The organism is Mitsuokella jalaludinii (assembly GCF_928722185.1).
Lineage (GTDB): Bacteria > Bacillota > Negativicutes > Selenomonadales > Selenomonadaceae > Mitsuokella > Mitsuokella jalaludinii.
The window spans coordinates 1,379,531-1,405,295 of the sequence record NZ_CAKMXA010000001.1 but is presented as its reverse complement, the minus strand read 5'-3'; the positions used below and the strand labels follow the sequence as shown (position 1 = coordinate 1,405,295).

The 25,765-nt window shown below is 58.3% G+C and carries 18 protein-coding genes, 3 tRNA genes and 3 rRNA genes; 21 read left to right on the top strand and 3 right to left on the bottom strand.

Going from position 1 to position 25,765, the window contains the following annotated elements; translation table 11 throughout:
• Nucleotides 1-112 precede the first annotated feature (112 nt).
• From QDI87_RS06655 to QDI87_RS06640, 4 genes are all read left to right on the top strand, one after another.
• A complete protein-coding gene (locus QDI87_RS06655) occupies nt 113-2,299 on the top strand; it encodes a SpoIVB peptidase S55 domain-containing protein (RefSeq protein WP_415950292.1) in 2,187 nt (728 codons plus the stop codon).
• A 105-nt stretch (nt 2,300-2,404) separates the two neighbouring features.
• Nucleotides 2,405-3,670 (top strand): UDP-N-acetylglucosamine 1-carboxyvinyltransferase, encoded by a 1,266-nt coding sequence (murA, locus tag QDI87_RS06650; protein ID WP_036378472.1) that lies wholly within the window; start codon nt 2,405-2,407, stop codon nt 3,668-3,670.
• A 70-nt stretch (nt 3,671-3,740) separates the two neighbouring features.
• Complete coding sequence (locus QDI87_RS06645) at nt 3,741-4,823, top strand: NADH:flavin oxidoreductase (protein ID WP_278742587.1); 1,083 nt, start codon at nt 3,741-3,743, stop codon at nt 4,821-4,823.
• Between the two features lie 199 nt (nt 4,824-5,022).
• Entirely contained in the window at nt 5,023-6,699 is a 1,677-nt protein-coding gene (locus QDI87_RS06640) for a carbon starvation CstA family protein (RefSeq protein ID WP_036378474.1), read from the top strand.
• 104 nt (nt 6,700-6,803) lie between these two features.
• On the opposite strand, the gene QDI87_RS06635 is transcribed toward QDI87_RS06640, so the two are convergent.
• Nucleotides 6,804-7,994, bottom strand: a complete 1,191-nt coding sequence (locus tag QDI87_RS06635; RefSeq protein ID WP_055162763.1) for an iron-containing alcohol dehydrogenase — start codon at nt 7,992-7,994, stop codon at nt 6,804-6,806.
• 320 nt (nt 7,995-8,314) lie between these two features.
• On the opposite strand from QDI87_RS06635, the gene QDI87_RS06630 reads away from it, so the two are divergent.
• From QDI87_RS06630 to QDI87_RS06615, 4 genes are read left to right on the top strand one after another with little or no spacing between them, the layout of a single operon-like run.
• Nucleotides 8,315-8,521, top strand: coding sequence for a 4Fe-4S binding protein (locus tag QDI87_RS06630; RefSeq protein ID WP_036378476.1), 207 nt, complete (start codon nt 8,315-8,317; stop codon nt 8,519-8,521).
• Nucleotides 8,518-9,660 carry a 2-oxoacid:acceptor oxidoreductase subunit alpha gene (locus QDI87_RS06625; RefSeq protein ID WP_278742585.1) on the top strand — a complete coding sequence of 381 codons (1,143 nt, stop codon included), beginning with the start codon at nt 8,518-8,520 and terminating at the stop codon, nt 9,658-9,660. The genes QDI87_RS06630 and QDI87_RS06625 overlap by 4 nt, the downstream gene beginning before the upstream one ends.
• A complete protein-coding gene (locus tag QDI87_RS06620) occupies nt 9,660-10,481 on the top strand; it encodes a 2-oxoacid:ferredoxin oxidoreductase subunit beta (RefSeq protein ID WP_278742583.1) in 822 nt (273 codons plus the stop codon). Before QDI87_RS06625 ends, QDI87_RS06620 begins: the two co-directional genes overlap by 1 nt.
• Nucleotides 10,478-11,011 carry a 2-oxoacid:acceptor oxidoreductase family protein gene (locus tag QDI87_RS06615; RefSeq protein ID WP_055162755.1) on the top strand — a complete coding sequence of 178 codons (534 nt, stop codon included), beginning with the start codon at nt 10,478-10,480 and terminating at the stop codon, nt 11,009-11,011. The genes QDI87_RS06620 and QDI87_RS06615 overlap by 4 nt, the downstream gene beginning before the upstream one ends.
• A 79-nt stretch (nt 11,012-11,090) precedes the next feature.
• Here QDI87_RS06615 and QDI87_RS06610 read toward each other — a convergent pair whose 3' ends face one another.
• Both QDI87_RS06610 and QDI87_RS06605 read right to left on the bottom strand, forming a co-directional pair.
• Nucleotides 11,091-11,363: a hypothetical protein gene (locus QDI87_RS06610; RefSeq protein WP_036378480.1), complete on the bottom strand. Its 273-nt coding sequence runs from the start codon at nt 11,361-11,363 to the stop codon at nt 11,091-11,093.
• A gap of 158 nt (nt 11,364-11,521) precedes the next feature.
• Entirely contained in the window at nt 11,522-12,709 is a 1,188-nt protein-coding gene (locus QDI87_RS06605) for an MFS transporter (protein ID WP_055162752.1), read from the bottom strand.
• A gap of 153 nt (nt 12,710-12,862) precedes the next feature.
• Between QDI87_RS06605 and QDI87_RS06600 the strand changes: the two genes are divergently transcribed.
• The 13 genes from QDI87_RS06600 to QDI87_RS06540 all read left to right on the top strand — a co-directional run bounded on the left by QDI87_RS06600 (nt 12,863) and on the right by QDI87_RS06540 (nt 25,722).
• Nucleotides 12,863-13,678 (top strand): HAD family hydrolase, encoded by an 816-nt coding sequence (locus tag QDI87_RS06600; RefSeq protein ID WP_278742581.1) that lies wholly within the window; start codon nt 12,863-12,865, stop codon nt 13,676-13,678.
• Nucleotides 13,671-14,597, top strand: a complete 927-nt coding sequence (gene rapZ / locus QDI87_RS06595; RefSeq protein WP_082427758.1) for an RNase adapter RapZ — start codon at nt 13,671-13,673, stop codon at nt 14,595-14,597. Before QDI87_RS06600 ends, rapZ begins: the two co-directional genes overlap by 8 nt.
• Before the next feature lie 2 nt (nt 14,598-14,599).
• Nucleotides 14,600-15,928: a gluconeogenesis factor YvcK family protein gene (locus QDI87_RS06590; protein ID WP_278742579.1), complete on the top strand. Its 1,329-nt coding sequence runs from the start codon at nt 14,600-14,602 to the stop codon at nt 15,926-15,928.
• A 37-nt stretch (nt 15,929-15,965) separates the two neighbouring features.
• Nucleotides 15,966-16,937 (top strand): DNA-binding protein WhiA, encoded by a 972-nt coding sequence (gene whiA / locus QDI87_RS06585; protein ID WP_278742577.1) that lies wholly within the window; start codon nt 15,966-15,968, stop codon nt 16,935-16,937.
• Nucleotides 16,934-17,734, top strand: a complete 801-nt coding sequence (locus QDI87_RS06580) for a polysaccharide deacetylase family protein (RefSeq protein WP_036378486.1) — start codon at nt 16,934-16,936, stop codon at nt 17,732-17,734. Before whiA ends, QDI87_RS06580 begins: the two co-directional genes overlap by 4 nt.
• A gap of 44 nt (nt 17,735-17,778) precedes the next feature.
• Nucleotides 17,779-19,110, top strand: a complete 1,332-nt coding sequence (locus tag QDI87_RS06575; RefSeq protein ID WP_341460087.1) for a copper amine oxidase — start codon at nt 17,779-17,781, stop codon at nt 19,108-19,110.
• A gap of 476 nt (nt 19,111-19,586) precedes the next feature.
• Nucleotides 19,587-21,147 (top strand): 16S ribosomal RNA (locus tag QDI87_RS06570).
• A 230-nt stretch (nt 21,148-21,377) separates the two neighbouring features.
• Nucleotides 21,378-24,457, top strand: a 23S ribosomal RNA gene (locus QDI87_RS06565).
• 68 nt (nt 24,458-24,525) lie between these two features.
• Nucleotides 24,526-24,642, top strand: a 5S ribosomal RNA gene (gene rrf, locus QDI87_RS06560).
• The 16S, 23S and 5S rRNA genes sit together here with 3 tRNA genes alongside, the layout of an rRNA operon.
• Before the next feature lie 176 nt (nt 24,643-24,818).
• Nucleotides 24,819-24,894: transfer RNA gene (locus tag QDI87_RS06555), tRNA-Lys, on the top strand.
• Nucleotides 24,895-24,932: 38 nt separating this feature from the next.
• A tRNA-Asp gene (locus tag QDI87_RS06550) sits at nt 24,933-25,009 on the top strand.
• 4 nt (nt 25,010-25,013) lie between these two features.
• Nucleotides 25,014-25,089: transfer RNA gene (locus QDI87_RS06545), tRNA-Phe, on the top strand.
• Between the two features lie 57 nt (nt 25,090-25,146).
• The gene (locus QDI87_RS06540) at nt 25,147-25,722 is read left to right on the top strand and encodes a TMEM165/GDT1 family protein (protein WP_036374368.1); all 576 of its coding nucleotides are present in this window, start codon (nt 25,147-25,149) and stop codon (nt 25,720-25,722) included.
• The last annotated feature ends 43 nt before the right edge of the window (nt 25,723-25,765 follow it).

Below are 25,765 nucleotides of genomic sequence, written 5' to 3'. Positions count from 1 at the left end.
CGGGAATGCACAGGGCTGGACGAGTATGCTATAATGGAAACTAACAGTATTTTTCCCATTTTATTTGATTCTTGATTTTGCGTTTACGAGGTGAGTACGTTTGCATAGATTCATGAAGAAGGTCATCGCGACGGGCATCGCTGCGATGTGCTTCGCAACGGCTGCTGTGCCAGCCCATGCGATGGACCCCATTCTGCCGTTCCGGGATGTCAAGGGTGGCATGACGGGCACGGCCTATACCGTAGTGGACAGCTCGGGCGAGATCCGCAGCTTCGATGTGGACATCGTGGGCAATATGGACAATGGCAAGGGGTCGTCCCGCATGATCATGGCACGCGCACGCGGCCCCGTGATTGAGCAGGCGGGCGGCATCCTGCAGGGCATGAGCGGCAGCCCCGTCTACGTCAATGGCCGCCTCGTCGGCGCCGTGGCGGCCGGCATCAAGGAGATGACGCCATACACGTTCTTCATCACGCCAATCGAGGACATGATGAAGCTCTGGACGATGCCGGACACGAAGAACAAGACGCGCCTCAAGACGGTCAACATGCACAAGGTCGTCGAGGAGCGCAAGAAGCAGGCGGCTAAGGAGAAGGAAGAGGAGAACAAGAAGGCCGAGACAAGCGGCAATGCCATCCTCAACCGCATCATGGACGTCATCCACGAGGCTGAGGACACGTCCAAGGAGATGAAGGCCAAGCAGGAAGCAGCCGAGAAGGAAACGGCTGAGAAAGAAAAGGCCGAGGCTGAGAAAGCCAAGTCTGCTGCTGTAGAGACGGCGGATCAAGCGGCCGCCAAGGATGCGGCCAAAGCCAAGGAGGCAGCGGATGCGCCTGCCGAGGAGGCCGCGACTGCTGAAGATAAGGCAGCAGTTGACGAGGCGGCCAAAGCGTCCACTCCGGTCAAGGACGCCGCGGCCGCGAAAACGGCTGCGGCAGCTGAGGATAAGGCTCAGGCTAAGGATGAGAAAGCCCTGACGAAGCAGCCCAAGGCTGTCATGTACCTCTCGGGCTTCAGCCAGCCGGGCATCGACTTCCTGCAGAAGAATGTGCCGATCGGTCGTGATGTGACCTTCATGCCGATGGGCATCCGCACGGAAGGCGAGGGCAATACGCTCTACAACGCGAGCCTCAAGCCGGGCAGTGCCGTCGGCGTCGCCATCGTCTACGGCGATTTCGCCGTCGGCGCGACGGGCACGGTCACGGCTGTGGACGGCAAGAAGATCCTCGGCTTCGGCCATCCGTTCCTGCATCGCGGCAACGTCAACTACTTCATGACGGACGCGACGGTCGTCGGCACGATCAGCGGCCAGAGCAATGGCATGAAGATCGCGAATATCGGCAACATCATCGGCCGCATCAGCCAGGACCGCGAGACGGGCATCGCGGGCACGATCGGCGACTTTCCGACAGTCGTGCCGGTCAAGGTCCGCATCAAGGATACGACGCTCGGCCGCACGGATGATTACGGTGCGCGCATCGCCTATGACGAGGACTTCCTGCCAGAGCTCTCGGGCGGCATCGCCTATGCGGCGATGACGAAGACGTCGGACACGCTGGCCGGCAGCACGGCCAATGTCCACTTCACCATCCGCACGAATGCGGCAGAAGGCGGCAAGTTCGAGCGCAGCAACATGTTCTACAACACGGCCGACGTCGGCCAGATCGCGGTCGGCGAGCTCATGCAGGCTATGAGCATCGTCTGCTCGAATACGGAACAGGAGTCGGACATCGTCGACGTCCAGGTCGATGTGCAGATGGAGAACGGCCGCAAGACGGCGACGCTCCTCTCGGCTGTGCCCGACAAGGCGACGGTCAAGCCGGGCGATCTCGTCAAGTTCACGACGACGATCAAGCCGTACCGCCGCGACAAGGAGACGCTGCTCATCCCGTACCGCGTGCCCGTGACGGCACCTGAGGGGCCGCTGACGCTCAACATCCGCGGCGGCGGTGTCGCGCCGATCGCGCAGCTCAAGCTCCTGCAGCAGACGGGCCTCGACCTCATCGCGCAGGAAGACAAGACTGCGACGACGAAGGACAAGCTCCAGGGCCTCAAGCGCACGGGCCGCAATAACGAGATCATCATCGCGCCTGGCGCACAGGCCCAGGTGATGACGCCAGCGCAGCAGCGCAAGGCCGCACGCGAGGCGGCCAAGGCAGCCCGCGAGGCCGCGCAGCAGCGCAAGTTCTCGTTCTCGCTGAACAAGCCGAAGAACGAGAATGCAGGTGAGACGAAATTCACGACGAACTATATCATCGACAATGTCATCCATAGCACCCTGCAGGTCGAGAGAAAGTGACCGCCCCCTATTGTCAGCAGGTGAATATGATGATACACTGGAAAATGATGCTTTAAGCACAGCGGGCGAAGTGGCTGTGCTGCTATAGGAGGAAAAAGGACTTAAATGGAAAAGTTGGTTATACATGGCGGACGCCGGCTGGAGGGCCGCGTCAAGATCAGCGGGGCGAAGAATGCGGTACTGCCGATTATCGCGGCAACTCTTCTCGGACAGGATTCGCCGAGCCTTCTCGACGAAGTGCCGGCGCTTGAAGATGTGCATACGATCACGGAGGTACTGCAGAAACTCGGCGTCAAGGCAGAGTTCCGCAAGGAGACGCATCAGCTGTTTGTCGACAGCACGGTCATCGGCAGCTGCGAGGCGCCGTACGATCTCGTGCGCAAGATGCGCGCCTCCTTCCTGATCATGGGACCGCTGCTCGCTCGCTGCGGACAGGCCAAGATTTCCCTGCCGGGCGGCTGTGCCATCGGCACGCGTCCCATCGACCTCCACCTCAAGGGCTTCGAGGCTCTCGGCGCAGAGATCCGCGTCGGCCACGGCTTCATCGAGGCAGCTGCTCCGGAAGGCCTCAAGGGCGCGAAGATCTACCTCGACTTCCCGAGCGTCGGCGCGACGGAGAATATCATCATGGCGGCTTCCATGGCCGAGGGGCAGACGGTTCTCGAGAATCCGGCCCAGGAGCCGGAGATCGTGGATCTCGCAAATTACCTCAACGTCATGGGCGCGAAGATCCGCGGCGCCGGCACGAATGTCATCAAGATCGACGGTGTGCCGAAGCTCACGGGCCGCGACTACACGATCATCCCGGACCGCATCGAGGCGGGCACCTACATGGTGGCTGCTGCGATGACGCGCGGCGATGTCTACATCGAGAACGCAATCAGCGAGCACCTCAAGCCGGTCATTGCCAAGCTCAAGGAAGCCGGCGTGACGATCGAGGAGGATGTCAACGGCATCCGCGTGACGTGCGACCGCCGCACGAAGTCGGTCGACATCAAGACGATGCCGTATCCGGGCTTCCCGACGGACATGCAGGCCCAGTTCATGGCGATGATGGCCATCTCGGAGGGCACGGGCGTCGTCACGGAGACGGTCTTCGAGAATCGCTTCATGCACGTCGATGAGCTCAAGCGCATGGGCGCGAAGATCAAGATCGACGGCCGCACCTCGATCGTCGAGGGCGTGGAGAAGCTCTATGGCTGCCAGGTCAAGGCAACGGACCTGCGCGCCGGCGCAGCGATGGTCCTCGCGGGCCTCGTCGCGGAGGGTGAGACGCAGGTCGGCTACATCCACCACATCGACCGCGGCTACGACAATCTCGTCGAGAAGCTCGTCGGCCTCGGCGCGGACATCTGCCGCGTCGACCAGTAATCAAACAAGCAAGAGGCTGTTGACAAACGACAGCCCTTTTCTTTTATCTTGGATTCATAGGAGAGTTATCATGAGCATCATCGAAACGCCGCTGCAGCTGCAGCACCTTGCCCTGAAGAACCGGATCATCCGCTCGGCCGTGCACAGTTTCCTCGCAGGGGAAGACGGCTACATGACGGCGGCCGAATACAACATGTATGAGGTACTGGCGAAGAACGGCATCGGCACGATCATCACGGGCCACTGCTGCGTAGACCCGCTGGGCCGCGCCAATCCGGAACAGGTCAACATCTACGAGGACTGCTTTACGGACCAGTTCCGCAAGGCTGTCGCGATTGCCCATGCGCACGATGTGCGCTTCATCCCGCAGATCAACCACGCTGGCCCGCGTGCCATCGACAACGAGGACCTCGTCGACGTCGTCGCGCGCCCGCTCAAGAAGGGCCGCCATGCGCGCGCGCTGACGGTGGAGGAGATCCACCACATCGAGCAGTGCTTCATTGAAGCGGCAAAGCGCCTGCAGCAATCTGGCTGCGACGGCGTCCAGCTCCATGCGGCCCACTCATACCTGCTCTCGCGCTTCCTCGACCCGACGTTCAACCAGCGCGAGGACGCATACGGCGGCACCATCGAGAACCGCTTCCGCATGACGGAGGAGATCATCCGCGGCATCCAAGAGGCCTGCGGCAGGGACTTCCCGGTGCTGCTCAAGGTCAATGTCGACACGAAGGCGGAGGATGCCGAGGGCTATCACCGCGACATGGTCTGGCTGCTGCAGCGCGCGAAGGCACTCGGCGTCGAGCTCGTCGAGTTCTCGGGCGTTGACTTCATCAATCAGCCGAAGACGGCGACGCTCTACTACCTGCCGCAGATCAAGCGCCTGCACGAAGAGGTGCCCGACATGCCGCTGAGCCTCGTCGGCGGCGTGCGCTCGCTCGCGGACATGGAGACGGTCATCGAGGCGGGCATCGCGTGCGTCTCGCTCGGCCGCGCTTTGATTGCCGAGCCGGATTTCGTCACGAAGGAGCTTTCTGGCGGCGAGAAGTCCATCTGCCTCTCGTGCAGCCGTTGCTTCGTGCTGCCGCACATGCACCCCGGCATCCGCTGCGTCTGGGTCTGGAAGAAGGAACGCGCAAAAATGAAAACACTCTGAAAATTACTTCTTTCCTTTACAAGTTGACAACTATATAATCGAGTGCTAAGATACAAACTATCCATTAAGTGTTTATCGCAACGATGCGAGTGACCTTGTCGACGGCATGTATCTTGCCTGAAGACAAACGGGTCCCGTTCGCGAACATTGCGAACGGGATTTATTGTATGCTTTATTTGGGTAGGAAAGAGGGATTCATATGACAGGATTAATGCTTGTCGGTATCGCACTCGTCTGGTTCGCGTGTGCGTACTTATTCTATGGGCGCTGGCTCGCGAAGACTTGGGGCATCGACCCGAAGGCTCCGACGCCGGCTGTCCGCAAGAACGATGGCCAGGATTACTCCCCGGCCTCGCGCTTCACGGTCTTTGCACATCAGTTCTCGTCCATCACGGGCGCAGGCCCTGTGACCGGCCCAATCATCGCAGCGATGTTCGGCTGGCTGCCGGCCTTCCTCTGGATCCTGATCGGCGGCGCGTTCTTCGGCGCAGTCCAGGATTTCACGGCGCTCTACGCATCGGTCAAGAATGAAGGCAAGTCGATGGGCCTGCTGATTGAGCAGTACGTCGGCCGCACGGGACGCCGCCTGTTCCTGCTGTTCAGCTGGCTCTTCACGCTGCTCGTCATCGCAGCCTTTGCCGATATCATCGCGAAGACGTTCAACGGCTTTGGTGCCAATGGCACGCTCAACACGCCGGGCGCACAGGCCGCTACGATTTCCATGCTCTACATCGTCGTCGCTATGGGCTTCGGCATCTTCATCAGCAAGGTCAAGCCGTCCGGCGTCCTGAAGTTCATCGTTGCCGTCGTGCTCGTCATCGCGATGTTCGCGGTCGGCATGCAATTCCCGCTCTACTTCGATGTGCCGACTTGGCGCTACATCGTCTTCGGCTACTGCTTCATCGCAGCTGTCCTGCCGATGTGGCTGCTCATGGAGCCGCGCGATTACCTGAGCTCCTTCCTGCTGCTCGGCATGGTCGCCGGCGGCGTCATCGGTGTCATCGCCGCCAACCCGTCGGTCAATATGCCGGCTTTTGTCGGTTTTGAAGTCAGCGGCAAGCCGCTGTTCCCGATCCTCTTCATCACAATCGCCTGCGGCGCGGTCTCCGGTTTCCACAGCCTCGTATCTTCCGGCACGTCTTCGAAGGCCATCGCCAATGAGAAGGATATGCTGCCAGTAGGCTATGGCGCGATGCTCTGCGAGTGCATGCTCGGCGTCGTCGCGCTGGCCATTGCCTGCGCTGCTGCCTCGAATGGTGTCATGGCACAGGGCACGCCGTTCCAGATCTTTGCCGCCGGCATCAGCACGTTCTTCACGAACATCTTCGGCCTGCCGGCCGGCTTCTCCGCCTGCTTCATCACGATGTGCGTATCGGCACTCGGCATGACGACGATTGACTCCGTCGCCCGCATCGGCCGCATGTCCTTCCAGGAGATGATCAAGCCGAGCGATGGCGTCGAGGCAAGCGGTGCGCAGAAGTTCTTCATGGACAAGTACGTCTCCACGATCCTCACGCTCATCTTCGCCTATGGCCTCTGCCTCGCTGGCTACATGAATATCTGGCCGCTGTTCGGCGCAGCCAACCAGCTGCTCTCCGCACTCGTCCTGATTTCGCTCGCCGTCTTCCTCAAGATGACGAACCGCAAGGGCTGGATGCTCTACGTGCCGATGGTCTTCATGTTCATCGTCACGATGACGGCGCTCGTCATGAGCGTTTACGGCGGCATCATGAAGCTCATGGCCGGCAAGTTCCTCATCGGCGTTGACGGCCTGCAGCTCGTGCTCGCCATCGCCCTGATGACGCTCGCGTGCCTCGTCGTCAAGCACTGCGGCAAGGAGCTCCTCGACAAAGGTCAGGCTGCTCTTGGCAAATGATCGCGTTCGTTTGAACTGACTGTAATTCGATAACCCTGAGTCATAGAAAGCCCCGGCCCCGGATGATTTTCATCCAGGGCCGGGGCTTTTAGCATGTGCGCTTCTTATCTGTTGGCAAGCTTGTAGATGGCGAGGACATCCTTGCGATTGAGCGGGTGGAAGGTGCCGAGCTTCTTCGTGTCACCGGCCGTGGCGAGGTCGGCGAGGCTGTAGAGCTCGCTGTCGTTGAGCTTGGTGCCGAGGAGTTCCGGCAGGCTCACGGGCATGCCGAGGCTCTTGAAGTAGGCGACCATCTTCTCGATGCCCTGGCGGGCGCGCTCTTCCTCTGTGCCCGCGCTTGCCTCGATGCCGAAGATGCGCTCGGCGAACTGCGCAAAGCGGGCCGTGTCATCCTGGTAGACGTACTGGGCCCAGGAGCCCCAGAGCGATGTCAGCGAGGCGCCGTGCGTCGCGTCGAAGCGAGCGCTGAGCTCGTGGCCGAGTTTGTGGACGGAGAAGTCCTTGCCGCGGCTGAGTCCCGTGAAGTCGGAGTGGGAGACGCTGCCGCACCACATGATCTCGCTCATGGCATCGTAGTCCTCGCGGTCCTTGACGGCTGCCCTTGAGGCGTCCATGACGGTCTTGATGAGGTCTTCCGCCACGCGGTCGGTGAAGACGTTGGCCTCCTTGACCTTGGTGAAGTAGCGCTCGAGCGTGTGCATGATGATGTCGGAGACGCCGCAGACGAGCTGCTTCTCGGGGACGGTGAAGGTCAGTTCCGGGTTCATGAAGGCGAGGACCGGGCGGTTGAGCGGCGTGTTCAGGCCGACCTTGCGCATCGTGTCCTCGTTCGTCAGCACGGCGGAGTCGCTCGTCTCACTGCCAGCCGCTGCGAGCGTCAGCACAGAGCCGACGGGCGTCGTCTTCTCGAGCTTGGCGCGGCCACTCCAGAAATCCCAGATATCCGTGCCCGGGTTGGCCACGCCGTGGGCGATGGCCTTGGCCGAGTCGATGACGCTGCCGCCGCCGACAGCGAGGATGAAGTTCGCCCTGAAGGCGAGCGCCTCGCGGATGCCCTCGCGCACGAGCGCGACGCGCGGATTCGGCTGGACGCCGCCGAGGACCTGGAAGGCCAGGCCGCCTGACGTCAGTTGGCACTCGATGCGCGAGAGCAGGCCGCTCCTGACGACGCTGCCGCCTCCGTAGACGATGTAGACGCGGCTTGCGCCGTACGCGCGCAGCTTCTCGGCCACGCGGTCCTCGGCATGGCGGCCGAAGATGATCTCGGTCGGCATCTTGAATTCAAAACTCTGCATAAGAAAACCCCCTGTATATGTCTTGCATGGATTGTGCTCATGTGTACCTCTATTATTGGCGACGGGCAGGGGAAAATCCTGCCGCCCGCCGAAAAGAAGGGGAAATGTCTCCTGGCGGCGAACTATCCAATAGAGGATGTGATAGGAGAGGAAGTTGTACTCGGTTCTATGCACATTTGTCTTGTATACAACCATAAATTTACAATAGAGCTGGATTTTTAGGCAATTATCTGCTATGATGTAAAAGTATATGGCGAAAGAAACATAGTTACTATGCATTATTCACATATGAAGCTGTGATATCTTCAGGAGGGAATACCATGAAGTCAGAGATCACCATCAAGACGGTGCGCTGCAAGGGCTGCGGCATCTGTGCGGCGTTCTGCCCCAAGTCCGTGCTGGCGGTCAGCGAGCTCGGCAAGATACAGGTCGTCAACAAGGAGGCGTGCATCGGCTGCGGCCAGTGTGAGCTGCGCTGCCCCGATTATGCGATTTTTGTGGATAGAGTCAAGGAGGCAGCACAATGAGCAAAGCGAGATTGATGCAGGGCAATGAGGCCTGCGCAGAAGGTGCAATCGCAGCTGGCGTCAACTTCTTCGCCGGCTACCCGATCACGCCGTCCACGGAAATCGCGGAGACGATGGCGCGCCTGTTGCCGAAGCACGGCGGCAAGTTCGTCCAGATGGAAGATGAGATCGCGAGCATGGGCGCCATCCTCGGCGCGTCGCTGGCGGGCAGCAAGGTCATGGATGCGACGAGCGGCCCGGGCTTTTCCCTCAAGCAGGAGCTCATCGGCTACGCGGCCTGCGCGGAGATCCCGTGCGTGCTCGTCGATGTGCAGCGCGTCGGCCCGTCGACGGGCCAGCCGACCTCGCCATCGCAGGGTGATGTCATGCAGGCGCGCTGGGGCACGCACGGCGACCATCCTATCATCGCTCTCGCGCCGTGGAGCGTGCGCGAGACGTACGATGCGACGGTCATGGCCGTCAATTACGCGGAGCGCTTCCGCACGCCTGTCATCCTGCTCATGGACGAGGTCATCGGCCATCTGCGCGAGAAGGTCGAGCTGCCGGAGCATGTAGAGGTCTATCCGCGCCGCAAGCCGAAGAAGTCGCGTGCGGAGGGCTATGAGCCGTTTGCGCCGGATGAGGACCTCGTGCCGAATGTCGCAGACTTCGGCCAGGGCTACCGCATCCACGTGACGGGCCTGATTCACGATGACACGGGCTTCCCGTCCGGCAGCCCGGAGGTCACGGAGGCGTCCATCCGCCGCCTGCACGAGAAGATCGCGCGCGCCGGTGAGGAGATCATCCACACGGAGTCGTACTTCATGGTCGATGCCGAGTATGCCGTCGTCTCGTTCGGCGGCTCGGCGCGCACGGCCTATGAGGCGGTGCGCATGGAGCGCGAGAAGGGCCGCAAGGTCGGCATGCTGCGCCTCATGACCATCTGGCCGTTTGCCGACAAGGCCATTGAGGCGCTCTCGGCCAAGGTCAAGGGCATTCTTGTGGCAGAGCTCAACTACGGGCAGATTGTCCACGAGGTGCGCCGCGCTGCGCACAGTGACTGCAAGGTCACGCTCTGCGGCAAGTACGACATGAAATCATTTGAACCGGCGGACATCACCTCCGCCATCGAGAATATGATTGCAGGAGGTAATGTGTGATGGAACGGAGTTTTGAACAATATTTCCGCCAGAATCATCTGCCGCATCTCTGGTGTCCCGGCTGTGGCAACGGCATCGCGATGAAGTCCATCGTCCAGGCCGTCGAGAAGAAGGGCTGGTCGCAGGACAACACGGTCATCGTCTCGGGCATCGGCTGCTCGTCGCGCGCCTCGGGCTACATGGACTTTGACACATTGCACACGGCGCACGGCCGCGCCATCCCGTTCGCGACGGGCATCAAGCTCGCCAATCCGGACCTCAACGTCATCGTCATCACGGGCGACGGCGACTGCACGGCCATTGGCGGCAATCACTTCATCCACGGCTGCCGCCGCAATGTGGACCTCACGGTCATCATGTTCAACAACAACATCTACGGCATGACGGGCGGCCAGGCTTCGCCGACGACGCCTGTCGGCGCCAAGGCGACGACGGCTCCGTACGGCTCGGTCGACCGCACCTTCGATGCCTGCAAGCTTGCGGAGGCGGCCGGCGCGACGTATGTCGCGCGCTCGACGGCCTTCCACGTCCAGCACATGACGAACATGATTGCCGATGGCCTTGACAACAAGGGCTTCTCGTTCATTGAGGCGATGGTCCAGTGCCCGACGGCCTTTGGCCGCAAGAACCGCATGGGCAGCCCGGCTGACATGCTCAAGTGGATGCGCGACCACGCTGTCATGAAGGCGGCCTGGGACAAGCTGCCAGAGGAGAAGCGCGAGGACAAGTTCCCGATTGGCTGCCTCTACAGCTCGCAGGCCATCGACTACGATGCTGCATACGATCAGGTCATCGAACGCGCAGGGGGTGCTGACAAATGAGGAAACAGCTTAGATTATCCGGTTCGGGCGGACAGGGCGTCATCACGGCGGCCATCATCCTCGCGGCTGCGGCAGTCGACGAGGGCAAGGAAGCCGTCCAGTCGCAGTCATACGGCCCGGAGGCGCGCGGCGGCGCGTCGAAATCCGAGGTCATCATCGACGATGCGCCCATCTACCATCCGCACGTACTCGTGCCGGACCTCGTGCTGGCCATGACGCAGAAAGCGGCCGACAAGTACTGGAAGGACCTCAATCCCGCGGGCCTCCTGGTCCTCGATGAGCAGCTCGTCCCGAATGTGCCCGACTTCCCGCACGTCGTGCGCATCCCCATCACGAAGCTTGCCATCGAGAAAGTCGGCAAGCCGCTCTTTGCAAACATCGTCGCCCTCGGCGCCCTCGTGCGCCTCACGGGCATCGTCTCCTTCGACGCCATCAAGAAAGCCGTCGCCAACCGCGTCCCGCCGCACACCATCGACGCCAACATGAAAGCCCTCGAACTCGGCTGGGAAGCTGCAGCTGCCAAGGCTTGACCTTGATATCGCTTATCATAGAAAAAGGCCAGGACCTCTTTTGGGGTCCTGGCCTTTTTGCTGGTAAAAGTGCAGTCGTTCAGATGAACATATGGCGCATGCAGAGCACGAGGAAGCAGACGACGGCTAGGCCGAAGCTGAAGACCTCGACGCAGCGCACGGGGTAGGCGAAGTGGAGCGGGATGTCGATGACGCGCGGGATGTTGCTGGCGAGCAGGGAGATGGCGATGGAGACGTAGAGCAGGATGTTCGTCAGCGGTGCGACGTGCACTTCGGAAAAGGCGCGCAGCAGCAGGTAGAGGGAAAAGGCGATGAAGAAGTAAGCGATTTTATCTGCGTAGTGAAAGTTCATACGGGACACATCCTTCGGGATACGAGGTTGAGGCAGTGGGTAATATATGGCTGTGAATCGTCCATCACGATTTACGTCATGCGTAAATCACGTGTTATTTCTGCGCGGGCGGCGCAAAGTCCTGCTGCTTCTGCAAAATCGCAGAAGATCGTGCGCGCTCAGCAGCCACGCTGGCCGCGGTAGCGGTGCCAGATGGCAGAGCTCAGGCAGAGCAGCAGGAGGCCGGAGAAGGCGAAGACACAGTGGATGCCGAGGTATGTCGCAATGAGGCCGCCGAGCAGGGGGCCAGCCATGGAGCCTACCTGCTGTGCGGCAAACAGCATGCCGAAGATGCGCCCCTTGTAGGACGGCGGGGTGTTGCTGGCGAGCACGGCGTTGATGGACGGATGGATGCCGCAGAAGAAGAGGCCGCCGACGAACTGCATGACGGCGAACGGCAGGAGGGTATCGGGGATGCCCTGGATGATCATGGAGAGGCCGGCGCCCGCCATGCCGAGGCACATGGCGCGGAAGAAGCCACGCCGCTGTCCGAAGGTTCCCCAGAATGGCGCGGCCATGGCGCCCGCGATACCGCCGAGCGAGAAGACGAGGCCTGCGACGAAGACGATGTTCGGCATGGGGCCTGCGAGCTTGGCGACGTACGTCGTGAGGACCGGCTGCAGGATCAGGATGACCATCTGCACGAGCGTGCCGCAGAGCAGCATGTTGCGTAGCAGCGGCATGCGCCAGGGCGAGACATCCTCTTCGGGTGCCGTTTCCTGATCAGCTGCCTTCTTGGCAGTGGGCGGCTCCTTGATGATGAAGGTGAAGATCAGGAAGTTCATGAAGAGCGCGGCGGCGGCGAGGAAAAAGGAGTAGCGCATGCCGACAGCCTCGGCGAGGACGCCGCCGAGCAGCGGCCCGACGACGCCGCCTGCTGTCAGAGTGCCCTGCATGACGCCGAGGCAGAAGCCGAGCTTCTTCGGCGGCGCGTAGAGCGTCATGATGGCGAGATCCATCGGCCAGAGGCCTGAGGCGAATCCCTGGAAGAGGCGCATGAGCGTGAGCTGCCCCGGCGTCTCGACGATGCCGCCGAGGAAGTAACTGATGGAGAGCAGGAAGCTCGCACGCATGGCCATAATGCGCTTGCCCTTCGTGTCAGCCATGCGCCCCCAGATCGGTGCCATGATGGCGGAGACGAGGAATGAGGCGGAGAAGACGATGCCGGACCAGATGTTGACATCGGCCTCCGAAACGCCGAGTTCCATCGTCAGGTACATTGGCAGGAACGGGATGAGCATGGTGTAACTCGAGGACATGAAGAGGATATTGCACGTGAGAATCGCAAGGACGAGCTTCCAGTTCAAGAAAAGACCTTCTTTCTTCTATCAGGAAAATAACATCTTTCTATTCTATCATGGAGAAAGAAATAAGCAAAGACATTCTGCTGACTTGCATTTTGGGGCCAATGTGGGGATAATAAGACTAGGTTACTTCCATATATGAAGGAGGCGCTACTTATGTCAGTAAAACTTTTTGTGACAGATCTTGATGGGACGCTGCTGCCGAGCGGCAAGGATGTCCCGCGTGAAAATATAGAAGCCGTGCAGAAGGCCGTGCGCGCCGGCGTCATCGTGACGATCGCGACGGGGCGCATGTACCGGGCGGCTCTGCCCGTGGCGGAGGCGCTCGGCGTCGATGTGCCGATCATCACCTACAACGGCGCGCTCATAAAGTCGACGAAGGGCAAGGTCTACCACACGAGCTACCTGAAGCCGGAGGTCATCGAGCAGGTCGTGGATTTCTGCCAAGAGCAGGGCTGGTATCTGCAGTCGTACAGCCGCGATGAACTCTGGGTGCCGGTGCACGATGAACACGCGCAGCGCTATGAACAGGAGCAGAAGGTCGAGGGACACGTCGTCGGCTGGGACGGCCTGCGCGAACACACGCAGGAGGTCTGCAAGCTGCTGACCATTTCAGAGGACGGCCAGGAGACGGAGCGCCGTCTCGCCATCCTCAATGAGCGCTTTGGCGCGGATATCGTTGCGATGCAGTCGAACGCCCGCTACGGCGAGATCGTCAATCACGGCGTCTCGAAAGCAGAGGGGCTGCGTCGGCTTGCCGAGAGGCTTGGCATCGCCATCGAGGATACGATGGCCATCGGCGATTCGTACAACGACCTGCCGATGCTCAAGGCTGCGGGGCACAGCGTGGCGATGGGCAATGCTGTGCCGGAGGTCAAGGCGGTCTGCGACTATGAGACGGGCCGCTGCGAAGAATTCGGCTTCGCCAAGGCCATCTATGATCTGGTACTCGGAGGTGGGACAGATGAGTGAAATGGTAAAAACGGAACAGGCAAAGGAAGAGGGTTTCCGCCTCGTCATCGTGACGGGCATGTCGGGCGGCGGCAAGACGCAGGCGAGCCGCTACCTCGAGGATCTCGGCTACTTCTGCGTGGACAACCTGCCGCCGGTATTCATCCCGAAGTTTGTCGAGCTCTGCAAGCACTCCGGCGGCCATGTCCGCAAGGTCGTGCTCGTCGTCGACACGCGCAGCCGCGAGTTCTTTGACACGTTTGTCCATACGCTCAACGACATGGACAAGGACGATGTGCCCTATGAGATGCTCTTTATGGATGCATCCGACCCGGCCATCATCCGCCGCTACAAGGAGACGCGCCGCCGCCATCCGATGGCGCCGACCTCGCGCATCTCCGAAGGCATCGCGAAGGAGCGCGAGCGCCTGGCACCCGTGCGCGCGAAGGCGACGTACATCATCGACACGTCGGAACTGCGCAAGGTCGACCTGCGCGACAAGATCCACCGGCTGTTCGGCACGTCGGGCGGCGAGCAGATGAGCATCAACGTGCTGTCGTTCGGCTTCAAGTTCGGCATGCCGCTCGATGCAGACATGGTGTTCGACGTGCGCTTCCTGCCGAACCCCTTCTACATCGAATCGATGCGCCACAAGAGCGGCGCTGTGCCGGAGGTCGCGGAGTACATCGCGAAGTGGCCGGTGACAAAGGAGTTCACGCGCCTGCTCGATGAGATGATCGATTTCCTCGTGCCGCAGTACATCAAAGAGGGCAAGAGCCAGTTCGTCATCGCAGTCGGCTGCACGGGCGGCATGCACCGCAGTGTCTACATCGCCAAGCACATCTTCGATCGCCTGACGGCGCAGGGTTACTCGACGCGCCTCGAGCACCGCGACCTTATGAAGAACGATGTGCGTGAGCATGTACGTGAGGAGTGTTGAGCATGCATCTTCTGAAATGGCTCTATCCGGGCATGAAATTCAAGCGATGGCTGCTGCTATTCTCGGTCGGCGTCATGCTCGTCAGCCTCGGACTCGCCCTGGTCTTCAACTACAAGTACCTCGACTTGATCGAGGAGGCGATTTTCCGCGCGGTCTACCTCTGGAAGGGCAGCTACAACTATATGTTCACGACGCTCGTGGGCATTGCCGTCGTTGTCGTGGGCATCGGCCTCATGCTCATCGCGACGCGCTTCGTCATCCGCTCGGTCATCATGGTGCTGCTGCCGGATAATTCCGAGCGCCTCGTCGACATCATCTACGAGAAGCGCCGGCTCGGCAAGGGGCCGAACATCGCCGTCATCGGCGGAGGCCACGGCCTCTCCGTGCTCCTGCGCGGCATCAAGGCGGCGACGTCGAATGTCTCGGCTGTCGTGACGGTCGCCGATGACGGTGGCTCGTCGGGCAGGCTGCGCGAAGACCTCGGCATAATCCCGCCGGGCGACCTGCGCAACTGTCTCGTCGCGCTGGCCGACACGGAGCCGCTGATGGAAAAGCTCTTCCAGTACCGCTTCAAGGGCAAGAGCGAGCTCGCCGGCCATTCTTTCGGCAATCTCTTCATCGCGGCGATGACAGAGGTCACGGGCGATGTCGAGACGGCCCTGCGCGAGTCGTCGAAGGTCCTGGCCGTCAAGGGCGAGGTCTTGCCAGCCTCAAAGGAGCATGTGCGCCTCGACGCCATCATGGACGACGGCTCTGTCGTCGAGGGCGAGTCGCACATCCCGGAGGTCCACAAGCACATCCGCCGCGTCAAGCTCTTCCCACCGCATGTACAGCCAGTGCAGGCGGCACTCGATGCGCTGATGCATGCCGATGTCATCATCCTCGGCCCGGGCAGCCTCTATACGAGTATCATGCCAAATCTGCTCGTCGACGGCGTGGCGGAGACGCTGCGCAAGAGCAAGGCTGTCAAGATCTACATCTGCAATGTCATGACGCAGCCCGGCGAGACGGACGGCTATACGGCCTCAATGCACGCGAAGGCCATCCTCGACCACGGCGGGCAGGGTGTCATCGATTACATGCTCGTCAACAACGCGCCCATCTCGAAGGAGATGCAGGCGTATTACGCCAAGGAAGGCGCTTATCCGGTCGAAGTCGACGAGGAGGCTATCAACGCGCTCGGCATCGGCTTCCTCAAGGCGGACATCATCAATGAGTCGGATGTCATCCGCCATGATCCGCAGAAGCTTTGCCGCAATGTCATGAAGATGGTCGACGGCCTGCGCCCCGGCAATGGCAGCGACCACTATATGCGAAGCAGGCATAATTGAGAGATATCCGAATTAGTGGAATCAATAGATAGGAGGTATGACCTTGCCGTCGTTTTCAACGGAGGTCAAGAATGAGCTGGCCAGGCTGATGTATGAGGATTCCTGCTGCCGAACGGCAGAGCTCGCAGCGCTCCTGCGCATGGGGGCGACCATCACGTTCGGCATGCACCATACCTTTGGCCTCAATTTCACGACAGAGAACGCGGCCGTGGCCCGCAAGGTCCTGCAGCTCCTCAAGAGCGAGGGCGGCAGCATCCGCACGGAGATCACGGTCAGCCGCAACCGCAGGCTCAAGAAGAACAACAGCTACAGCGTCCGCGTCATGCCGGCGCCGCCTGTCGCGACACTCCTCGAGCATCTCGGCTTCCTTCACGATGCGAGCCTCAACATGGATTCCGACATGGGCATCCTGCGGAAAACATGCTGCCGCGCAGCCTATCTGCGCGGCGCCTTTTTGGGCGGGGGCAGTGTCAACCGTCCGGAGGCCAGCTATCATCTGGAGCTCGTCACGGGCAGTTACGGCCTCGGCAATCTGCTCTACACGCTGATGAAGCGCATGGATTTTCCCGTCGGCTTCACGGACCGCAAGGACTCCTACATCGTCTACCTCAAGGAGGGCGATGCGATCATCGACTTCCTGGCCATGCTGCATGCCGACAAGGCGGTGGAAGAGTTTGAGATTGCGCGCAACATCAAGGAAGTCCGCTCACAGGTCAACCGCCTCGTCAACTGTGAGACGGCGAATCTGCAGAAGGCTGTGGATGCGGCTGGCCGCCAGCTCCACGACATTGAAGTGCTGCAGCGGCGGGAGGGCGGCCTCGCCGCTCTGCCGGAACGATTGCGCGAGACGGCCGAGGCGCGTCTTGAAGAGCCCGGTGCGAGCATTGTGGAGCTCGGGGAGATGCTCGGCGTCAGCAAGTCGGGGGTCAATCACCGCTTGCGCAAACTTCATGCATTGGCCGCCGCAGCAGAAAAAGCAGAAGAAAAGGAAGGAGATTGTACGATTTGAGTCGCTTGAAAAAATGGTTACTGGGTCTCGTGTTCCTGCTCCTGGCTGTCGTCCTCTGGCTGGTGTTCTCGCCGGCACCGGATGGCATCCCGGTCCTCGAGTACCACGAAGTTGCGGAATCTGTCGATGAAGATGCCTATGCCTACAATGTGCCTCCCGAGGACTTCCGGCAGCAGCTCGACTATCTCCAGCAGCAGGGTTACACGACCATCTCGATGCTCGACTTCATGAAGGCGAAGCGCGGCAAGATGGAACTGCCGGCAAAGCCCATCATCCTGACGTTTGATGACGGCTATGAGGACAATTACACGGAGATGCTGCCCATCCTCGAGGAATACGGCATGAAGGCGACGGTCTACGTCATCACGAATCAGATCGGTCAGCCTGGCTACCTCACGTGGGATCAGCTGCGCGCGATGCAGGTGCGCGGCATCGAGATCGGCAGCCATACGGCCAACCACAATCCGCTGACCTCGATGGACGCAGCAAGGCGACTCGATGAAGTGCATCTGTCGAAGCTCCTGCTCGAGTGGAACGGCATCCATACGGTCTACGCTTTCTCCTACCCGAACGGCGCGTACGATGAGACCCTGCCGGAGCTGCTGGAGCAGAATGGCTACCTGACAGCCGTGACGGGAGATGCCGGACTCAATACGTTTGAGACGAATCCGTACCTGATGCAGCGCGTCAACATCCCGCATCCGCGCTTCGGCCTCTTCGAATTCAAGCTTCGCCTGTTGAAGGCAGAGGTATTCACGAAGCTCCGCATCCATCAACATTTGGAGAATGAATCATGAGACATTTCCATGCAAGTCAAAGAACAAGAAAGAAGAACACGCACGTGAGACGCAAGAAGAAGATTGCCGCAGGGCTGCTGGCCTGCCTGTTGTCCGGTGTATTCTTTTCGCAGAATGCACTGGCGCGCCATAAGGAAGCCGCGCCCGCACCTGCAGAAATGCAGCAGGCGGTCAAGGCGCTGGCAACTGCTGCCGACGAGAAGGACACAAAAGACACAAAAAACGCGAAGGTGACGAAAAAAGAGAAGAAGGAGCAGGCAAAGCAGAATCCTGCCATCGGCATCCAGCAGAAGGTGGCAGAAATCCTGCGGGAACACGTCGCGCAGAATGCCGGCAAGAAGCCATTCAAGTCGCATGTCATGAAGATGTGGCCCGTCGAATCAAAGGATGAGGGCGGCACGCTGCTCTTTTCGGACAGCCCCGAGTCAGTTACCGAAGACGGCATCCTCTACCAGGATACCGTCAAGGGGGAGGCGCGCATCCTCTACTATCACCTGAACAGCAGCGACTCCGACAAGAAGGTCGCTGTCGTCCTGCAGAGCGCGGACGGCCAGCCTGCTATCGTCCGCGTGACGCGCGGCGGCGCGTGCTACCCGAGCCCTGACTACCTCCACGTCGGCAAGATGACGCAGATGGCGTACTTCGAAGGGGAGGCGCACGGCGATATCTACATCGGCCGCGGCCGCCACCGCCTGTTGCAGGAGAATATGGATACGACCATCCTGCATCCCGGCGACCTCGTCTACGGCGTCTATGACTTTGCCTCAAACCGGCCGATCAAGGTGTCGGTCATCATGTACCCAGCCGATACCGACCCATACGAATTCCTCGAGCAGGCAAGGGTGCTGCCGAAGGACGAGCAGCGCCTGCGCGGCACATTCCAGGGCATGAACCGCACGCTGACTTCATCCAAGGCGTACGACCCCGCGGTGGATGGCACGGTCTACTTCCCACTGGCTGACGACATCCATGACCGCTATCGCACGGGCATCGATGCGACAGACGACAGCGCCGTCACGAACTACGGCAATTACGGTGTGCTCTACAAACTCCAGATCCCCGTCGTAAAGGGCAGCGCTGTCCAGTACTACCTGAGCCCGCTCGGCGGCATTTACGCTGGCGCCATGACGGTGGCGCAGGATGCGGTAAGGCGCCGCATGATCGAGACGCCGTATGAACGGCCGTACTTCGGCGATGCGACACCGCCGGAGTCGGATGCCACCCAGAAGGCACGCGAAGAGGGGCTGGCCATCCTGACGGAGACGACAGAGCTCACTGACCTCGGTGTCTATGAAGGCGGCCCTGTCACCTTTGAGTTCTCGCCGCCAGGCGCATCCAATCTGCCCGTCAACATCATCATGATGCCGGCTGAATGAGCATGAAATCAGGGATTCTCGAGAGAATCCCTGATTTTTTTATCTTTTTTTCAAAAAGAGTGTTGACAAATGGATGGAAACCCTGTAATATATTACAAGTCGCCGCAAGACACCGGCCGATAAGCAGCGAATGCAAGAACATCGTTCCTTGAGTGGAAACGCCTTGCAGGACATGCAGAGTGGCTGTCTTTCAGACAAAAAAGAAAAATAAAAAAGTTCTTGACAGACTGAAAGAGATGCGGTACAATAAATGAGTCGCTTGAAGCAAAGCCTTTCAAACGAAAGCGAGCTTCGAAAGACAGAGTTGTTCTTTGAAAACTAAACAATGCAACATGAATCATTTGTGATTCAAGCCAGATGTTTTTAAAACATCGATTGATTATGAACATAAGCAATCGGCAATTTCTTTACTGAACTTTGATTTTTCAAGGTTCAGGCCAAAAAGATTATTAGAGCCAATCAAGGCTTTCCTAAATTTTATGGAGAGTTTGATCCTGGCTCAGGACGAACGCTGGCGGCGTGCTTAACACATGCAAGTCGTACGAGACGATTGAAAGCTTGCTTTTGAAAGTCGAGTGGCAAACGGGTGAGTAACGCGTAGACAACCTGCCGTAAAGATGGGGACAACAGTTCGAAAGGACTGCTAATACCGAATGTTGTAGAGTTTCCGCATGGGGATCCTACTAAAGGTGGCCTCTACTTGTAAGCTATCGCTTTACGATGGGTCTGCGTCTGATTAGCTAGTTGGTGGGGTAACGGCCTACCAAGGCGACGATCAGTAGCCGGTCTGAGAGGATGAACGGCCACATTGGAACTGAGACACGGTCCAGACTCCTACGGGAGGCAGCAGTGGGGAATCTTCCGCAATGGGCGCAAGCCTGACGGAGCAACGCCGCGTGAGTGAAGAAGGGTTTCGACTCGTAAAGCTCTGTTGTCGGGGACGAATGTGGAGATGGTGAATAACCATTTTCAATGACGGTACCTGACGAGGAAGCCACGGCTAACTACGTGCCAGCAGCCGCGGTAATACGTAGGTGGCGAGCGTTGTCCGGAATTATTGGGCGTAAAGGGAGCGCAGGCGGGAAGGTAAGTCTATCTTAAAAGTGCGGGGCTCAACCCCGTGAGGGGATGGAAACTATCTTTCTTGAGTGCAGGAGAGGAAAGCGGAATTCCTAGTGTAGCGGTGAAATGCGTAGATATTAGGAGGAACACCAGTGGCGAAGGCGGCTTTCTGGACTGTAACTGACGCTGAGGCTCGAAAGCGTGGGGAGCGAACAGGATTAGATACCCTGGTAGTCCACGCCGTAAACGATGAATGCTAGGTGTAGGAGGTATCGACCCCTCCTGTGCCGGAGTTAACGCAATAAGCATTCCGCCTGGGGAGTACGGCCGCAAGGCTGAAACTCAAAGGAATTGACGGGGGCCCGCACAAGCGGTGGAGTATGTGGTTTAATTCGACGCAACGCGAAGAACCTTACCAGGGCTTGACATTGAGTGAAAGGACTAGAGATAGTTCCCTCTCTTCGGAGACACGAAAACAGGTGGTGCATGGCTGTCGTCAGCTCGTGTCGTGAGATGTTGGGTTAAGTCCCGCAACGAGCGCAACCCCTATCCTTTGTTGCCAGCACGTAATGGTGGGAACTCAAAGGAGACTGCCGCGGACAACGCGGAGGAAGGCGGGGATGACGTCAAGTCATCATGCCCCTTATGTCCTGGGCTACACACGTACTACAATGGGATGGACAGAGAGCAGCGAAGCCGCGAGGCCAAGCGAACCCCATAAACCATCTCCCAGTTCGGATTGCAGGCTGCAACCCGCCTGCATGAAGTTGGAATCGCTAGTAATCGCAGGTCAGCATACTGCGGTGAATACGTTCCCGGGCCTTGTACACACCGCCCGTCACACCACGGAAGTCATTCACACCCGAAGCCGGCAGGCTAACCGCAAGGAGGCAGCCGTCTAAGGTGGGGGCGATGACTGGGGTGAAGTCGTAACAAGGTAGCCGTATCGGAAGGTGCGGCTGGATCACCTCCTTTCTAAGGAGAACATCAATCCCGGAAGGGATTGAGAGTTCAGGTCGTTCATCTGGTCTTGCATTGTCTAGTTTTGAGGGAATAACCCTCAATGCACACTGAAAACTACACAGAAGAAATGAAATGTATCGAAATCATCGAGTCGCACGACAGTGTGAACAGAATGGTTAGAACGAACATTTTAGGATTCAAGCATAGACATCATATTTATATGAACCTATGGCATAACAAATAGTTAAGCTACAAAGGGCATATGGTGGATGCCTAGGCGTTCCGAGCCGATGAAGGACGCGATAAGCTGCGAAAAGTCATGGGGAGCCGCAAGTAGGCCTCGATCCATGGATTTCCGAATGGGGCAACCCGATACGAGTCATGTCGTATCATCCATGTGTGACATGGACGGCACACCCGGTGAACTGAAACATCTAAGTAGCCGGAGGAAGAGTAATCAAACGAGATTCCCTCAGTAGCGGCGAGCGAACAGGGAAGAGCCCAAACCGGACGTCTTCGGACGACCGGGGTTGAGGACCAGCATCAAATTAGTCAGGGATAGTCGAACAGTCTGGGAAGGCTGAGCGTAGACGGTGAAACTCCAGTAGACGAAATCCAGAGCTGATGGGCTGGTATCCAGAGTACCACGAGACACGTGAAACCTTGTGGGAAGCAGGGTGGACCACCATCCAAGGCAAAATACTACGGAACGACCGATAGCGCATAGTACCGTGAGGGAAAGGTGAAAAGAACCGCGGGAGCGGAGTGAAATAGAACCTGAAACCGTATGTCTACAAGCAGTCGAAGCACTTTATACGTGCGACGGCGTGCCTATTGAAGAATGAACCGGCGAGTTAATTTCAGAGGCGAGGTTAAGCGGGAGACGCGGAGCCGAAGCGAGAGCGAGTCTGAATAGGGCGGAAGTCTCTGGGATTAGACCCGAAACCACAGTGATCTATGCATGGCCAGGTTGAAGCTCAGGTAAAAATGAGTGGAGGACCGAACCCGTGAGTGTTGAAAAACTTTGGGATGAGCTGTGCATAGGGGTGAAATGCCAATCGAACGTGGAGATAGCTGGTTCTCCCCGAAATAGCTTTAGGGCTAGCCTCAGGTAACACATGGAGACGGTAGAGCACTGATCGGGTAAGGGAGCGTAAAGCTTACCGAGCCTAGTCAAACTGCGAATGGCTTCATGAGAAGAGCCTGGGAGTCAGAATGCGAGTGATAAGACCCGTATTCAAAAGGGAAACAGCCCAGACCGCCGACTAAGGTCCCGAATGCTGTACTAAGTGGAAAAGGATGTAGGACTTCCAAAACAACCAGGATGTTGGCTCAGAAGCAGCCACCATTCAAAGAGTGCGTAATAGCTCACTGGTCGAGAGGCCCTGCGCCGAAAATATCCGGGGCTCAAGTACAGAACCGAAGTCGCGGCATGCGGAGTGTCATCTACAGAGTAACTGAGAGGGCAGATGCGAAGGATTCAGTGTCAGATGCGAGGAAGAGGAGCGAGTCATAGCGGTGGTTATGGCGAGTGACGATGACGACGCAGATGGCAGTGAAGACGAGCAGATGCACTCAGGTGTTCTGTAGATGACACACCCATGGGTAGGGGAGCGTTCCAAGTTGGTTGAAGGCGGACCGTAAGGACAGCTGGACGACTTGGAAGTGAGAATGCTGGTATGAGTAGCGAAACGATCCGTGAGAATCGGATCCACCGAAAGCCTAAGGGATCCTGAGCAACGCTCGTCGACTCAGGGTAAGTCGGGACCTAAGCCGAGGCATAAAGCATAGGCGATGGACAACAGGCGAAAATTCCTGTACTGCATGATGTTGTTTGAGGATGGAGTGACACAGCAAGGAGCTTGAGCGCGCGATTGGAAATGCGCGTCGAAGGCGGTAGGCTGATGTAGAGGTAAATCCCTGCATCAAGGCCGAGAACTGATAGATAGGAGCGTACTTCGGTACAATCCAAATTCAAGCGTACTACACTGTCGAGAAAAGCTTCTAACGAGACATCATGTACCCGTACCAAAACCGACACAGGTAGGCGGGGAGAGAATCCTAAGGTGCGCGGGAAAACCCTCGTTAAGGAACTCGGCAAAATGCATCCGTAACTTCGGGAGAAGGATGGCCGGAGCTGGTGAAGACCTTCACGGTTGGAGCTGGAGCCGGCGGCAGAAGAGAAGCCCAAGCGACTGTTTACCACAAACACAGGTGCCTGCTAAAGAGAAATCTGACGTATAGGTGCTGACACCTGCCCGGTGCTGGAAGGTTAAGAGGAGAGGTTATTCGCAAGAAGAAGCTTTGAATTGAAGCCCCAGTAAACGGCGGCCGTAACTATAACGGTCCTAAGGTAGCGAAATTCCTTGTCGGGTAAGTTCCGACCCGCACGAAAGGTGTAACGACTTGGGCACTGTCTCAACGAGGGACCCGGTGAAATTGAAATACCTGTGAAGATGCAGGTTACCCGCGACTGGACAGAAAGACCCCATGGAGCTTTACTGCAGCCTGACATTGATTTTTGGCATGTAACGTACAGGATAGTTGGGAGACGGAGAAGATAGGCCCCCAGGCTTATCAGAGTCGCTGTTGGGATACCAACCTTTATGTGCTAGGGATCTAACTCGAGAAGTAACGAAGCTGAGGACAGTATCAGGTGGGCAGTTTGACTGGGGCGGTCGCCTCCGAAAGAGTAACGGAGGCGTCCAAAGGTTCCCTCAGCGCGGACAGAAATCGCGCGAAGAGTATAAAGGCAGAAGGGAGCTTGACTGCGAGACATACAGGTCGAGCAGGTACGAAAGTAGGGCTTAGTGATCCGGTGGAATGAGAGTGGAATTGCCATCGCTCAACGGATAAAAGCTACCCTGGGGATAACAGGCTAATCTCTCCCAAGAGTCCATATCGACGGGGAGGTTTGGCACCTCGATGTCGGCTCATCACATCCTGGGGCTGAAGCAGGTCCCAAGGGTTGGGCTGTTCGCCCATTAAAGTGGTACGTGAGCTGGGTTCAGAACGTCGTGAGACAGTTCGGTCCATATCCATCGCGGGCGCAAGATACATGAGGGAGACTGCTCCTAGTACGAGAGGACCGGAGTGGACGGACCGCCGGTGTACCAGTTGTTTCGCCAGAAGCACAGCTGGGTAGCTGCGTCCGGAAGGGATAAACGCTGAAAGCATCTAAGCGTGAAGCCCGTCCCGAGATGAAGTATCTCATAGCACAAGCTAGTAAGACACCTTGAAGAAGACAAGGTTGATAGGGTAGATGTGGAAGTGCCGCAAGGCATGAAGCTGACTACTACTAATATGTCGAGGGCTTAACTAGAGAACTGAAATGTTCGCAGAGTAATTTCTTCTGTATAGTTTTGAATGTGCAAGCATTCAAATAGAATATCCGGTGATGATGCCTGAATGGTTCCACCTGTTCCCATACCGAACACAGTAGTTAAGCATTCAGAGGCCGAAAGTACTTGTCTGGAGACGGACTGGGAGGATAGGAAGTTGCCGGTTAGGCAGGGGCTCCGCTGAGGCGGAGCCCTTTTTTGCACGGCAAGGAGATGAAAAAGATGAAAAATCTTTTTGCCAGTGCTTGACAGGCCAGGAGAATCTCTGTATAATAATGACCTGTGAGTGACACATCAGGATATATAGTTTAATTGCAGCAGTGAATTTTGACGCTCACGTTTGGTTCACTAGCTCAGTTGGCAGAGCACCTGACTTTTAATCAGGGTGTCCCGGGTTCGAATCCCGGGTGAGCCACCAATTCATGATGATCCACGATGTGCATCAATCCTTATTATGGCCCGGTAGTTTAGTTGGTTAGAATGCCGCCCTGTCACGGCGGAGGTCATGGGTTCAAGTCCCATTCGGGTCGCCATCTTGCCTCGGTAGCTCAGTCGGTAGAGCAGGGGACTGAAAATCCCCGTGTCAGTGGTTCGATTCCGCTCTGAGGCACCACTTGACATCATGCCCGCTATGCGGGCTTTTTTCGTATGTATATATCGGAGGTATTCAATGGAGGCCCTTCTCGCTTCGTTTCTCGTGGTCTTCCTGGCAGAGCTTGGGGATAAGACGCAGCTCATTGTCATGGCGTTCACGGCCAAGTACCGCTGGCAATCTGTCTTTGCCGGCATGACGATCGGCATCTTCCTCGTGCATTCGCTGGCTGTAGCTGTGGGCTCTCTGGCAGGACAGCTCATCCCGGTCCATCTCATGACGGTCATCGCATCCTGCTTGTTCATCGGCTTTGGCGTCTGGACGCTGCGCGGTGACGATGAGGAAGAAGAGGAGGCGGCAACGTCGCGCTTCGGTCCGCTGCTGACGGTCGCCATGACGTTCATCGTCGGTGAGATGGGCGACAAGACGCAGTTCGCGGCGATGACGATGGCAGCGCAGTACGATTCTTGGCCAATGGTCCTCTTGGGAGCTGTGGTCGGCATGGTGCTCGCTGACAGTCTCGGCATCCTTGCGGGGGCTTTCCTGCACCGTAAATTGCCGGCCAGGAAGATGCGCTACCTGTCGGCTGGGATCTTCCTATTCTTCGGTGTGTTGGGCCTGCTGCAGAGCGCGTTCCAGGGCGTGTTCGCGTGACCGTTTTCCTTGTATTTTCCAGATTGTGATGTATAATGAGTGT